Annotated in this window: 13 protein-coding genes; 7 read left to right on the top strand and 6 right to left on the bottom strand. The window is 49.1% G+C overall.

What is annotated here, in order from left to right; translation table 11 throughout:
- Positions 1-103: 103 nt before the first annotated feature.
- Positions 104-2674, top strand: coding sequence for a sensor domain-containing protein (locus MEALZ_RS00060; protein WP_014146533.1), 2571 nt, complete (start codon positions 104-106; stop codon positions 2672-2674).
- Positions 2675-2699: 25 nt separating this feature from the next.
- Here the strand turns inward: MEALZ_RS00060 and MEALZ_RS00065 are convergent.
- Positions 2700-4075 (bottom strand): IS3 family transposase gene (locus MEALZ_RS00065; protein ID WP_408607034.1). Its coding sequence is split into 2 segments (ribosomal slippage): positions 2700-3766 and positions 3766-4075, totalling 1377 coding nucleotides; the frame shifts between segments, so codons are not numbered across the junction.
- On the bottom strand, positions 4011-4205 hold the full coding sequence (locus MEALZ_RS22475; protein ID WP_162472895.1) for a hypothetical protein: 195 nt from the start codon (positions 4203-4205) through the stop codon (positions 4011-4013). Before MEALZ_RS22475 ends, MEALZ_RS00065 begins: the two co-directional genes overlap by 65 nt.
- Positions 4206-4726: 521 nt before the next feature.
- Here MEALZ_RS22475 and MEALZ_RS00075 point away from each other — a divergent pair.
- The 3 genes from MEALZ_RS00075 to tatB all read left to right on the top strand — a co-directional run bounded on the left by MEALZ_RS00075 (position 4727) and on the right by tatB (position 7719).
- Positions 4727-7096: a PhoX family protein gene (locus tag MEALZ_RS00075; RefSeq protein ID WP_014146536.1), complete on the top strand. Its 2370-nt coding sequence runs from the start codon at positions 4727-4729 to the stop codon at positions 7094-7096.
- 87 nt (positions 7097-7183) lie between these two features.
- Positions 7184-7399: a twin-arginine translocase TatA/TatE family subunit gene (gene tatA / locus MEALZ_RS00080; protein ID WP_014146537.1), complete on the top strand. Its 216-nt coding sequence runs from the start codon at positions 7184-7186 to the stop codon at positions 7397-7399.
- 8 nt (positions 7400-7407) lie between these two features.
- Complete coding sequence (tatB, locus tag MEALZ_RS00085; RefSeq protein ID WP_014146538.1) at positions 7408-7719, top strand: Sec-independent protein translocase protein TatB; 312 nt, start codon at positions 7408-7410, stop codon at positions 7717-7719.
- Positions 7720-8334: 615 nt separating this feature from the next.
- On the opposite strand, the gene MEALZ_RS00095 is transcribed toward tatB, so the two are convergent.
- Positions 8335-9321: a 2OG-Fe(II) oxygenase gene (locus MEALZ_RS00095; protein ID WP_223842332.1), complete on the bottom strand. Its 987-nt coding sequence runs from the start codon at positions 9319-9321 to the stop codon at positions 8335-8337.
- Positions 9322-9578: 257 nt separating this feature from the next.
- On the opposite strand from MEALZ_RS00095, the gene lgt reads away from it, so the two are divergent.
- Together lgt and thyA are read left to right on the top strand one after the other, a co-directional pair.
- Entirely contained in the window at positions 9579-10361 is a 783-nt protein-coding gene (lgt, locus tag MEALZ_RS00100; protein WP_014146540.1) for a prolipoprotein diacylglyceryl transferase, read from the top strand.
- A complete protein-coding gene (thyA, locus tag MEALZ_RS00105; RefSeq protein WP_014146541.1) occupies positions 10358-11191 on the top strand; it encodes a thymidylate synthase in 834 nt (277 codons plus the stop codon). Before lgt ends, thyA begins: the two co-directional genes overlap by 4 nt.
- Before the next feature lie 324 nt (positions 11192-11515).
- Here the strand turns inward: thyA and MEALZ_RS00110 are convergent, their stop codons facing one another.
- The 3 genes from MEALZ_RS00110 to crp are packed head-to-tail and all read right to left on the bottom strand — an operon-like array spanning position 11516 to position 13253.
- Positions 11516-12046, bottom strand: a complete 531-nt coding sequence (locus MEALZ_RS00110) for a nucleoside triphosphate pyrophosphohydrolase family protein (RefSeq protein ID WP_014146543.1) — start codon at positions 12044-12046, stop codon at positions 11516-11518.
- Between the two features lie 59 nt (positions 12047-12105).
- A complete protein-coding gene (locus MEALZ_RS00115; protein ID WP_014146544.1) occupies positions 12106-12585 on the bottom strand; it encodes a YchJ family protein in 480 nt (159 codons plus the stop codon).
- A gap of 14 nt (positions 12586-12599) precedes the next feature.
- Complete coding sequence (gene crp / locus MEALZ_RS00120; protein ID WP_014146545.1) at positions 12600-13253, bottom strand: cAMP-activated global transcriptional regulator CRP; 654 nt, start codon at positions 13251-13253, stop codon at positions 12600-12602.
- Positions 13254-13396: 143 nt separating this feature from the next.
- Between crp and MEALZ_RS00125 the strand changes: the two genes are divergently transcribed.
- The gene (locus tag MEALZ_RS00125; protein ID WP_046060902.1) at positions 13397-13813 is read left to right on the top strand and encodes an OsmC family protein; all 417 of its coding nucleotides are present in this window, start codon (positions 13397-13399) and stop codon (positions 13811-13813) included.
- Position 13814 lies beyond the last annotated feature (1 nt).

Here is a 13814-nt window from a genome sequence, read left to right on the forward strand (position 1 = left end):
TTCGCTTAGAATGGCGTATTAATAAACCTTAATAACCGTAATAAAATAAATTGCCGATCATGTTGTTTCTAAGATTCGGTAAATCAATAAACGGATAGCCATTATGCAAGAACTGATGAAATTTTTATTCGGCAGCGCAGATTTAATGCCGCACGGTAATTGCTTCCTGTGGCAACCCGGCTTGCTTTGGTTAACTGTAACGGCGAACATCGTGATCGCCTTGGCGTATTTTTCAATTCCGGTAGCGTTGCTTTATTTCGTTTATAAGCGTAAGCAAGTCGAATTCAAAGGTATACTCTTGTTATTCAGCTTGTTCATTTTTTCCTGTGGCACGACGCATGTCATGCATGTCGTAACGATCTGGAGACCCGTTTACGGATTGTCAGGCATCATTGATGCACTGACTGCAGGTGTCTCGGTGGTAGCGGCCGTAATGCTTTGGCCTTTAATACCGAAAGCGCTATTGATTCCGAGCCCATCGGAATTATTGAAAGCTAATTCTCTGTTACAGGACGAAATTCGATATAACTTAAAAATACAAAATGAACTCAAGCGGCTCAATCAAGATTTAGATAAAACGGTTGAGTTGCTGCAACAGAGTAACCAAGCTTTTCAGGAAAGCGAACAACGTTTCAAGCATGTCGTCAACGTCACGCCGGCCGCGATATACACATTGCTATTTACCGGCCATGACCGATATCCCTATAGAACGACATTTATAAGCGATGCCTTTTTAAGCATTACCGGCTTCGCACCTTCCGATTGGTACAGCAATGATAGTTTATGGATCGATCGCCTGCATCCGGACGACCGTGAGCAGACTATCGAATTAATGGAACAGCTAAAAGAAACCGGACAGTTAAATCATCAATACCGGTTTCTGCATAAAGACGGCACCTATCGTTGGATACATGACAAATCGATTATGACCCGAACGTCGACCGGGCAAATCGATGAAGTGTTCGGCGCATGGATGGATGTGACCGAACATAAAGAAGCCGAAGAAGAACTGCACCTGGCTGCGATTACTTTCGAAAGCTTGCAAGGGATCATGATTACCGACCCTGACGCGACAATTTTACGTGTCAATCAAGCATTCACGACAGTGACCGGCTATGCTGCCGAAGAAGTGATCGGCAAAAATCCGAATATTCTGCACTCCGATCAACACGATCAATTATTTTATGAGGACTTATGGCGGCAATTGCAAATCGACGGTCGATTCGAAGGCGAGATTTGGGATCGCCGTAAGGATGGTTCGATTTTTCCGATTTGGCAATGCATTACCGCGGTTAAAAATAACCGGGGCGAAACCACGCATTATGTTGCGGTGTTTACCGATCTGAGTGAGAAGAAAAAATTCGAGGAATATATTTCGCAATTGGCTTTTTACGATCCGTTGACTGATTTACCGAATCGCAGACTGTTACTCGAAAGAATCGAACAGGTATTGATACAAGCCAAACGAAAAAATACTTATGCGGCGATTCTGTATATGGATTTGGATCGATTCAAGGTGTTGAATGACTCGATGGGGCATCAAACCGGCGACGAGTTGTTGGTCCAAGTAGCCAAACGTTTGAAACAATCGATACGACAAGAGGATACGCCGACTCGACTCGGCGGTGACGAGTTTGTTATCTTGGTGCATACCGATACCAATCATCAAGATGAGGCGACTCAAAAAATTTTAAATCTTGCCGAAAAAATTATGCGTAAGTTGAACGAGCCCTATTTAATCAAAGGTAACGAGCATTATTTCAGTTCCAGCATGGGCGTTACCTTATTTTCCGGGCAGTGCCAATTGGTAGCGACCGATTTACTGCAACAGGCCGACACTGCGATGTACCGGTCGAAAGAGAAAGGCCGTAATACCATCAGTTTTTTCGACCGAAGCATGCAAGAAGCTGCCGATAAACGTTTGCAGATCGAAAATGCGCTACGAATGGCGATAGAGCAACAGCAATTTATGCTTTATTTTCAACCTCAGGTCGATAGAACCGGCCGGATAATCAGCGCCGAAGCGTTAATTCGTTGGAATCATCCGGATAAGGGGTTGATTGCGCCGAACGAGTTTATTCCCATCGCCGAGGAAACGGGGATGATACAGCAAATAGGCGCTTGGGTTATCGAGGCGGCGTGTAGCCAGATTAAACTATGGCAACAAGCCGGTAGGGACTATGCATATCTTTCGATTAATGTGAGTTCGCAACAATTTCGACAAAAAGATTTCGTGACTAATGTGAGGCGAGCCATTGTGCAAGCCGATATCGAATCAAGTCGGTTAATGATTGAAATAACCGAAAGTGTGTTGATGCAGGATATCAACGACACTGTTGAAAAAATGCAGGCATTGACGAAATTGGGTATCGCGATTTCGATTGACGATTTCGGTACCGGCTATTCGTCTCTGGCCTACTTGACGCAATTTCCGCTCAGTCAATTAAAGATCGATCAGCGTTTTGTCAAAAATATTGATGCTGACAAGAACAGTGCCGTCATTGTCGAAACCATCATTGCCATGGCAGGCAACCTAGGTCTGAAAGTCGTAGCCGAAGGGGTTGAAACCGAACGGCAGTTGATGTTTTTGGTTGATAAAGGATGCGTGGTATTTCAAGGTTATTTTTTCGGTAAGCCGGTTCGGTATATGTCAATGATTTTGAGACACCCATAATAAAAAATTAGTGTAGATTGTGAGTTTAGTTTTCCTGGTCGAGAGCCTCATTTGCCGTCCGTGAAGGGGGCGGGTTAATCCAAGCGGCTTCAGGTACGGCTTGGGCATGGGGTTGGCGGTTTTTGAAGCGTTCCGGATTGCGCTCGAATGCGGCATGCAGGACTTGCGTGCGCTGCGTAACTATCTCGACGGCTTGGCCGCTGTGAACGCTGGCCGGGGTTAACAGTGCAATGCCGGAGTGATAGTGGTCATGGTTGTACCAGTCGAAGAACGTTCCGCAAAAGCTTCTGGCATCTTCGATAGCGCCGAATTGAGCCGGAAAGCCCGGTCGGTATTTCAAGGTCTTGAACTGCGCCTCGGAATACGGGTTGTCGTTGGAGACATGGGGCCGTGAATGGGTTTTGGTCACGCCCAGGTCAGCCAGCAGTTGCTCGACGCCTTTGGAGGTCATACTGCTGCCGCGGTCGGCGTGAATAGTCAATTGGCCTTCACGGATAGTTTGCCGAGTACAGCTTTCGCCAATCAGTCGCTTAGCCAGCTCGGTGGATTCGCGGTGCGCTACCATCCAGCCGACCACGCAGCGGCTGAAAATGTCGATAATGACGTAGAGGTAGAAATACGTCCATTTGGCCGGGCCTTTGAGTTTGGTGATATCCCATGACCATACTTGGTTGGGCGCAGTGGCGAGTAACTCGGGCTTGGTGTAGTTGGGACGACGAAGCTGGTTGCGGCGCTCGCGCACTTCCTGGTGGCGCACCAGGATGCGATAGAGGGTGCTGATGGAGCACAGGTAAACGCCCTCGTCGAGCAGCGCCGCATAGACCTGATAAGGCGAGCAATCCATGAAACGCTCGCTGTGCAGATGCGCCAGGACGTGTAGCTCTTCGTCCGTACTCAGTGCCAGCGGCGGGCGCGGACGTTCGACCGGCCACGAAGAGCGATCTTGTTGTGCGCGATAAAACGAGGCACGGTTGAAGTTGAGCGCCTCGCAGGCGGCCTTAACGCCAACCTCACGGCTGAGTTCAAGCGTGGCCTTCATGATGCTCTCCCGGTGTGGGCTGGAATCTCGCACAAGCCCAGCAGTTGCGAAAGTTTTTTTTGGACATCGATGATAGCCTCCGCCTGTGTTAGGCATGCCTGCAAACGCTGAATTTCGGCTTGCAGACGAGCATTTTCAGCGGCTAACGGATTCTTGTCCGAAGGTTTGCGGCCACGCGGCTTGGATAGACCGGCGCGGATGGCCTGCTCACGTTCGCTGCGCCATTTGCTGAGATGTGAGGAATATAATCCCTCTGTGCGCAGCAACTTGCCGATGCAGCCCGGTTCGCTACACGCATCAGCCTGGGTCAAGATGCGCTCTTTGTATTCGGCGGTAAACGTCCGGCGGGCGGCCGTTTTCAAGCACTTCGCTGGTGATGCGGGAAGGTTCCGCGGCGAACGCGGAGGACACTTCAGCCGCCCTACGGGCGTCTTGCGTGTCCTCCGCGTTCGCCGCGGCATGAGGAATAGCTTGTACGGTTGTGTCAGTCATGAGATTTTCTCCGAAAATGTTCCCTAATTAATGCATGGGGCGGTGTCTCAGGTATATTGACACAGAGGGGTTCCGGTCGATCAATTTGGGATGAACATTGAGTGAATGGGAATCAAAAGTAATAGCCTATTGAAAATGTATAAGTCTACTCCCTTTTGATCGAAAAACCGTCTAAGAATAAAAGGTATGGGATGTGTCTATCGAGGACCGCCGTAAACCCATCCACGGGGGCTTGACGGCAGCGATCCCTGCTGCCGACATCCTCGCTAGCCACACCCCATACCTTCATAAAGTTAGGCATTTTTTGAGTATAAAGGGAGTAATAGGAAAGTTCAATACAAAACAAAGTTAACCCTATGAGCCACTAAGTTAATTCATTGATCCTTGTCAATTATCGATTAAGTCTTGCATGGTAACGCTTTCGTCATTTTACAGTCACTAAATCTTCATCATTTTTTCACATGTCCTCACTATAGTGACCGCTCAACTTAACCTTGATTAAGCGAAGAGAGAGGCATTACATGAGCGATAATAAACAAACGATGATTGAGATCGATAATGGCGACGAGCCGATGAGCAATCATTCGGATAACCCGCATTTCGCAACGATTTTGGAAAAAAGACTGTCGCGCCGCCAAGTGCTGAGCGGCAGTTTAACTGCAGCAGTAGCCGGCGTTTTCGGCGCTTCCGGTATGGGTAATATGGCCGAAGCGGCTAACCCAAAAAAACTGCCACCAGCCGCATTGTCAAATGGCAAACCGCCGTTTGCATTGAAGCCGACATTGGGATTCGACGCGATTCCTATCACGCGTTCCGATACCGCAACCCTCCCGCACGGTTATAAAGCGCAAGCGCTGGTCCCTTGGGGTACGCCAATCACTGGCAGCTATCCGGAATTCAAATCGGTTGAAGGCAATACCGGCGAAGAGCAAGAACAACAAGTCGGCTCGCATCACGACGGCATGCATTATTTCCCGATGCAAGACGATCCAAACGGTCACGGCCTCTTGTGTGTAAACCATGAATATGTCGATCAACGCGTATTTCATGCAGCCGGCCCAACTTTCGTTGCCGGTCAACGGCCGACCGACGAAGTCAGAAAAGAGATCGCCGCGCACGGCGTCAGTGTGGTCGAGATCCAAAAAAATGCGCTCAGTGGCGAGTGGGGCGTGGTCAACGGTTCGTACAACCGCCGTGTCACGGCCGGCACGCCTGCCGAAATTCGCGGCCCGGTACGCGGCAGCGATTTGGTCAAAACCAAATACAGCCCGGATGGTACGATGGCGCGCGGCACGATCAATAACTGTGCGCACGGTTACACGCCTTGGGGTACTTATTTGACCTGCGAAGAAAACTGGGCGGGTTATTTTGTCAGCCGCGTACAGTTGGCGCGTGCCGAAGCCTTGTTGAACTGGTTTGAAGACACGCAACCTGCTCTTTATCCGGGCCGGAAAACGTCTTTCGTACAAGGCCGCTACTTTGCGCGTTTCTATCCGGAAACCGACCGTATCATCGGTATTTTCGACGAGTTCTTCGATCAAAAAGTTACCAACTTGGTCTACTCGCAAATCGGCGATACTTTTAACGATACGGATCGCGAGTTGGTAGGCGAGTTCGGCGCGTTATTGACACAAGCCGGTATTGCCGAAGACTTGTCGTTGAGTCGGCCGAGAGAACAAAGCCGTTATGGCGTGCGTACCGCCAGCAGCCGTTACGCTTGGGAAACCGCGCAAAGCGGCGAAGATCAATACATCCGCTTCGATGCCACGCCTAAAGGTGCAGATGCGACTGAAGATTACCGTAACGAGCCGAACACGCAAGGCTGGGTGCTGGAAATCGATCCGTTCGATCCGAACAGTACGCCGATCAAACGCACTACGATGGGCCGTTTCGCGCACGAAGGCGCGTGGTTGTCTCCGCCGCAGTTGGGTCAGCCGGTTACTTTCTATATGGGCGACGATGCACGTAACGAATATATCTATAAATTCGTGACAAAAGCGCGTTACAGCAAAAATGCCAACGGCGACATGCTGGACGAAGGCATTTTGTACACCGCACGCTTCAACGACGACGGAACCGGCGAATGGTTGGCCTTGGACATCAACGATCCGAAATTCCAAGCTGCGGCTGCCGCTGCCGGCGTGGAATTCGCGGATCAAGCCGATGTCTTGGTCAACACGCGTCTGGCCGCCGATGTAGTCGGCGCGACGAAAATGGATAGACCTGAGTGGGGTACGGTACATCCGCAAACACGCGAAGTCTATATGACGCTGACCAATAACAGTTCACGTACGGATGAGAATGGTAATAATCCCATCGACGCAGCCAATCCGCGCGGACCGAATCCCTACGGCCATATCATCCGCTGGCGCGAACAAGGCAACCGTTCTTGGGCGACCAAATTCGAATGGGATATCTTTGTCCTGGCGGGTATTGAAAGCGACAGCCAGGTATTGCCGGAACAAGGCGGCCCTGCATTGACGCAAGACAACATCTTCGCCAGCCCGGACGGTGTGTGGATCGACCAATTCGGAACGCTGTGGATTCAGACCGACATGAGCGGCTCGCAACAAGCGTCCGGCCCATTCGGCGCCAACGCGATGCTGGCTGCCAACCCGGTCACCGGCGAAATCAAGCGTTTCCTGCAGGGGCCGAACGAACAGGAGACCACCGGCGTGGTGTCGACACCGGACGGCAAAACCCTGTTCGTCAACTTCCAGCATCCGGGCGACCGTTCGCAGCCGGGCGTATTCAACAGTAACTGGCCTGACAGCGGCGCGGTTTTCAGACATCCTGGCGATGAGGTGGTAACCAACAATCCGGACGGTCCTCGTCCGCGCTCGGCGACATTGGTCGTTACGCGTGAAGACGGCGGCGTGGTCGGTTTATAAAGAGCTCGTGAGTTAGTCATTTTCTAAAGGAAAGACTCGTGGGCAAGGACGCCCATTTTTTTAAAATGCTTTTAGTCGAGAGATACAATGGGCATCAGCGTTACGCAATTAGTCATCATCATGGTTATCGTGATTCTTTTATTCGGCACCAAACGCGTTAGAAATTTGGGTTCCGATTTGGGCGTTGCGATCAAGAGTTTTCGCAATTCGGTCAAGGAAGGCGAAGACGATAAACAATTAAGCAAAGACGAGTCCGAAAAAGTGGAAGATTCGGTCGAATTGCAACATCAAAGCAAAGTCTAAATCCCATTATGTTCGATATCGGTTTTACCGAACTGTGCATGATCGGTTTGGTCGCATTGTTGGTCATAGGGCCTGAGAAACTGCCGAAAGTGGCCCGCGTTGCGGGCTTTTGGGTAGGCAAGGCGAAAAATACTGTGGCCAAAGTCAAGGCCGAAATCAAGGAAGAATTGGACGCAGAAGAACTGCGTCAAGCGGTTCGGGAGCAAAACGTCTTTGAGGAGATAGATCAATTCAAAGCAGAGGCCGATGAACTCAGGCAAAATATTAACAAGCCGATGCCTTCGATCGTCCCATCACCGAAGCGCGCCAAGAAACTTTGATCCTAAAAAAAGTTGGGCATTCTAAATTCCGTTCGCTCTGAGCCGAGTCGAAGGGTGGACGGAATTTAGAATGCTCAACTAGTGACCGGCATGTGGAATCCGCTCATGCTTCGCTTTGGATCAGCACGAACGGGTCTTCAACACATGTCAACTGCTTTTTAGTGTGAAAGTTCGTAGATTTGGACTCGTTATCTAATTTTTCGATATGAAAAACAATGCCGATTCCGAAGAGGGTGCGGTTGCTCGACCGACAGGTGTCGGCGGCAGGACAGATTTTTCTGCCCTGCATCGCCTAAAGCGCCTTCTGTTGGTGCCCTACTACACGCCATCCCATCCTTGGCGTTCGAGCCGCCGTCAAGCCTACAAGGACTTATTCACGGCGTACTGTCAAGCGAGTCACCGCACACTAACCCACTCCTCGCACTTTGATTTGCCGGGTTGATGACGGCTTCCTCATGATCGTTAGGTTAAACGATCAATCATGAAAGAAGTTTTGGAATTTGACAGATGCATGATTACCGTTACAATTTTCTAACCGCTAACCGCTAACCGCTAACCGCTAACCGCTAACCGCTAACCGCTAACCGCTAACCGCTAACCGCTAACCGCTAACCGCTAACCGCTAACATCATCCCCCCACATAAACGTCAACAATACATAACGTTTACCGGCAGTCACATCGGTAGCGGCATGTAATAAGGTGCCGGAAAAAACCAACGCGCCACCTGCCGGTGGGCGGTATCGTTTGGCACCGAATTCCGGAAACACGATTTCTCCACCTGAATAATCGTCGTTCAAATTTAATGACAATGCGAAACGACGATGTTGGGCATCCGGTGTCACGTTATCTCGATGCAGACGAAAATAACCGCCGGTTGCAGCATCGTAAGCCACCACTTTATAACCCTCCAGTCTGGACACTGAATAATGAAAGGCGCGGGCAATAACCGGTAATAATCGCTCGACTAATGCGTCGTTTACTGCCTGAGCCAAATCCGGATCGCTTAAGCGATGATCACGTCTAATTTTAGTTTTCGCATCGGGGATCAGTGTCGGTTCCCCTGCGACCATACGCACCATGCCGCTATCGAAGTTATCTGCTTCATGAGCAGCAATCAATTGTGTACACAACGAAGAGGGCAACACTTCGGGAACGATTAAGACCGGGGCGGTTTCATTGCAAACTATGGAGTTATGCGACGGTACCGCATCGAGGATGTGATCTATTTCGTTGAGAGTGGGATTTTCAAGACAGGCAAAAACGGTCAAGGTAGGGCGCAATATCAATACCAGCGGTTCGCTTACCTGTGAGGCGTTTAAAAAAGCCTGTGTCAAGCGCCCGTCATCCTGAAGTATTGGAAATGGGGAATCGATCTGATGATTTTGCTTTCTGGAAAATACTCCGAGTAGGTTGGTATGATCAGCTATTGGCGCATATCGTAAGAGTTCTACTTGAATGGCGGAAAATACGATAACAACCGGACCTTGTCCACAGTAGTGTTCATAAAAAGTTACCGGCATTCCGTCTATTTCCGGCAATAAAAAATCCGGAGCGATTTTACCGGGCCGGATTTTTTGACATAGTTCGTTTATGGTTGGCAATTTAATCTCCATTTAATGTCTTGAATTACCGTTGAAAGTCCATATTTCGGCTCACCCCAAACTTAAAAATGAGGTCGCGCGAATTTTCAGTATCAAAGGAGTTGTTTGAGCACAATTTGGCAAAATAACAGCGGAATATGACAAATCGGTGAAAGTTTATTGAATATTTAATGACAATAGAGAGTTACTTGTGCTTATCGGGATGCGGCGGAAGACATGTATAATGGAAGGCCGTTAATCATTACCTATCGAGAAAAATGCTGACTTATCCTAATATCGATCCTGTTGCGTTCAGTCTGGGTCCCGTAAAAGTCCATTGGTATGGCTTGATGTACTTGATCGGATTTGCCGCCGTTTGGGTGTTGGGCAAAAAAAGAGCCGAACAACCCTGGTCGCCGGTCAAACCGGAAGCGATCGAAGACCTCGTTACTTATGGCGCACTAGGGGTCATACTGGGTGGACGATTGGGTTATATTTTGTTTTATAACTTCAGCGAGTTTTTGAACGATCCGAGCATCATTTACAAAATTTGGCAGGGCGGCATGTCCTTTCATGGCGGTATGCTCGGCGTGTTTGTTGCGATGTGGATTTTCGGGCGGAAACATAATTGCACCATGTTGCAATTAACCGACATCATCGCACCACTGGCGCCGATCGGATTGGGTGCGGGTCGTATCGGCAATTTTATTAATGCCGAATTGTGGGGACGAACGACCGATGTGCCTTGGGGGATGGTGTTTCCGAATGCCGGGCCATTGCCGCGACATCCCTCGCAGCTTTACGAAGCGTTTCTCGAAGGGTTGGTGTTGTTTGTCGTGCTTTGGATTTATAGCAGTAAACCGAGGCCGACAATGGCCGCGACCGGCTTAGCGGTGATGCTTTATGGCTGCTTTAGGTTTTTTGTCGAATTTTATCGCATGCCCGATGCGCATCTGGGTTATTTGATGTTGGATTGGGTCACGATGGGGCAGATTCTATCGATGCCAATGATACTAATCGGCGGATTTATGTTCTACTGGGCTTACAGAAAAACCGCATGAAGCCATATCTGGATTTATTGGAAAAAATCTTAACCGAAGGGACGTTGAAAGGCGATAGAACCGGTAGCGGTACTTTATCGATTTTCGGTCATCAAATGCGATTTTCGTTGGCGGACGGATTTCCGTTGGTGACGACCAAAAAAGTTCATTTGAAATCGATCATTCATGAGCTACTTTGGTTTTTGCGCGGCGATACCCGTTTGGATTATTTGCATCGGCACGGGGTGTCGATTTGGGACGAATGGGCCGATGCCGACGGTGGTTTGGGGCCGGTGTACGGTTATCAATGGCGTTCATGGCCGTCTCCGGATAAAACGTATATCGATCAGATCGCTACAGTAATCGACCAAATAAAAAGCAACCCTAATAGCCGGCGCATGATCGTTTCGGCTTGGAATGTTGCCGATTTGCCCGATGAGAAACTCAGTCCGCAGCAAAACGTCGCCAACGGAAAAATGGCATTGGCGCCTTGTCATGCCTTGTTTCAGTTTTATGTTGCCGACGGCAAATTATCTTGTCAATTGTATCAGCGCAGCTGCGATACTTTTTTGGGGTTGCCGTTCAATATCGCCAGCTATGCGTTGTTGACGCATATGGCCGCGCAGCAGAGCGGTTTAGAGGTTGGCGATTTTATTTGGACCGGCGGCGATGTCCATCTGTATTTGAATCATCTGGAGCAGGCCAAATTACAATTGACACGCGAGCCTTATCCCTTGCCGCGCTTAGCGATCAAACGCAAGCCCGAATCGATATTCGATTATCGCTACGAAGACTTTGAGATGCTCGATTACCAGGCTCACGCGCATATCAAGGCGGCAATTTCGATTTAGGAATGAGCACGAAATAACGTAGGCCTTTTTGATTCCTTCTTTCCAGAAGGTAGGAACGTACCGCGTTCCCACCGCTCCAGCGTGGGAATGCTTAGCGATCTTGCCTCGGCAACTAAGGTATGGGTTCCCAGGAGGGCCGTCACTCCCATTAATTTAAGGATTTTTCCGTTCGCCCTGAGCCTGTCGAAGGGTGAATGGAAAAGCCTGGGTCGATAAGTTAAGCCGTCCATGGTTCGACAGGCTCACCACGAACGGCTTAACTTAATGGCAGTGAGGAGGACTGTGGGAACCAGAAAGCAGTTGTCGAAGTTTATTTCATGTTCGTTATTCGTACATGAATTCGCTCAAGTCCGGCGCTTTCGGTAATTGCAATTGAGTTAGCCTATCCGCGTTTTTTATCGCATTCAGTCTGGCCATGTTATTGGCGTGAACGCACTGGAAAGCGCCGTTAAAGTCGGCATTCAAAAAGGCTTTAGTTAGGTGAACACATAAGCAATAGAGTGCAGAATAGTTTTTCGGATCGCCGTCTTTACATCGATCGATTTCCTCCGACAGCAAGGTCATGACCGATAGCACGAAGCCGTCGTGCTGCCAATCCACCGGTTCATCGCTGACTTCATTCCCCGAAAGCGCAATAGCGCTCAACGAGTAATAGGCGAGATCGGTCAACCCGGCTAGGATAGCCGCCATTTCGCCGGATTTGATTGCCTTAAAGGTTTCACTGCCGCCGTCCATCAGTAAAGCTTGACGTAGAATGATATCCATATCGGAAATATCAACGGGCGCTCCGTGCTCGGCTTGCGGAATCGATAATGCGTCGTGGTAAGCTCTGATTGCTGCTAAATGCTGATTCATTGCTGCCCCCTTTTATGATGGATGTCGAAATGAGACTGAATGAGGCGAAAAAAGTTGCGTTAATTTTGTCCGCAGCAGCGTTTGAATTTTTTTCCGCTGCCGCAGGGGCAGGGGGCATTTTTGCCTTGGCCGCTTTCCGTTTTCGGTTGGCCGATCGATTTGACTAAGCCGTCCAGATAATACCAGCGTCCGCCGGATTTTTTGAAACGGCTGAGTTCGTGCATGATGCGTTCTTCGTTATCGAGGCTAAAAAAGGCTTTAAATTCCACTAAGCCTTTAGCGTCGTTTTTACCGCCTTTTTTGACGTTGACGATTTCGAGCTTGGTCCAAACCGTTTTATCTTTAGAAAAATCGATAGACTGAGGTTTTTTAGCATTGTCCCAGGTCGCTAAAAGATAAGCCGCGTTATGATAGGCATAGGCGGTAAACCGCGAACGCATTAAGATTTCCGCGGTTTCGGAAAATCGGCTACCGTCATGGTAAGTCCGGCAGCATTGTTCGTACGGTAACCCCGAACCGCATAGACAACTGTCGATCATAAATAATGATTAGGTCAACGTGTGCCGAAAACGACGATGGTTTTGCCGTGGGCGGTAATCAGGCCTTTATCTTCAAGCTCCTTGAGTACGCGTCCCGCCATTTCCCGAGAACAACCGACAATCCGGCCGATTTCTTGACGGGTGATGCGCAGTTGCATGCCGTCCGGGTGAGTAACGGCATCCGGTTCTTTTGCTAGGTCGAGAAGGGTACGAGCGATACGGCCTTCCACATCCATGAAGGCGAGGTCGCGGAATTTGCGGCTGGTGATTAAAAGGCGAGAGGCTAATTGTTCGCCGAGCATGGATAGGATTTCGGGAGCATATTCCAACAATTCTTTTTTTAATGCTTGTTTTAGCCTTTCATAACCGATTTCCGCCAATTTACAGGGCGTTCGTGTATTAACACTGACTTCTCGAGTGTCGGTCGGCTTAAATACACCGATTTCGCCGATAAAGTCGTGTTTGTTTAAATAAGCGAGGATCAATTCACGGCCGTCTTCGTCTTCGACACCGATACTGACAGAGCCTTCGATAATAAAATAGAGGCGGTCACCGGTATCGCCGGGACGAATGATAGTAGTTTTAGCCGGGTAGGACTTGGTATGGCACAAGTGTAAAAAAGGCTCCAATGCATCTCTATATGCCGGGTTTAGCTTACTAGGGGTCATAACAACTAATCATCCTCTAACTATGTTGTAAAAAAAATTCTGCTAACAGTGCCGCATTTTTATAAAAAAATCAACAATGATGATCTTTTAAATTTAGCCTGGTGTGGTAATCTATGCGACTTTTATTGAGTCGGTATAGACAGATGGAAGCGAAAGTTAAATGGGTTGACGGTGTTATGTTTGTTGGCGAAACCGGTAGCGGACATGCAGTCGTCATGGACGGTTCGCCAGACCATGGCGGACGTAACATGGGGGCGAGGCCGATGGAAATGATTTTACTCGGACTAGGCGGTTGCTCGTCTTTCGATGTCGTAGAAATTTTGCGCAAAGGCAGAAACGACATCGTCGATTGTCGTGTAGAAATAACGGCTGAACGAGCGGAATCCATACCCAGCGTATTCACCAAAATTCATTTACATTTTGTCGTAACCGGACGTGAACTTAAAGCGAATGCTGTAGAACGCGCGATAAAATTATCGGCGGAAAAATATTGTTCCGCATCCATCATGCTGGGTAAGACGGCAGAAGTTACCCACGACTTTGAAGTAATCGAGGTTTAAT

Origin of the sequence: Methylotuvimicrobium alcaliphilum 20Z (assembly GCF_000968535.2) — a bacterium.
Classification (GTDB): domain Bacteria; phylum Pseudomonadota; class Gammaproteobacteria; order Methylococcales; family Methylomonadaceae; genus Methylotuvimicrobium; species Methylotuvimicrobium alcaliphilum.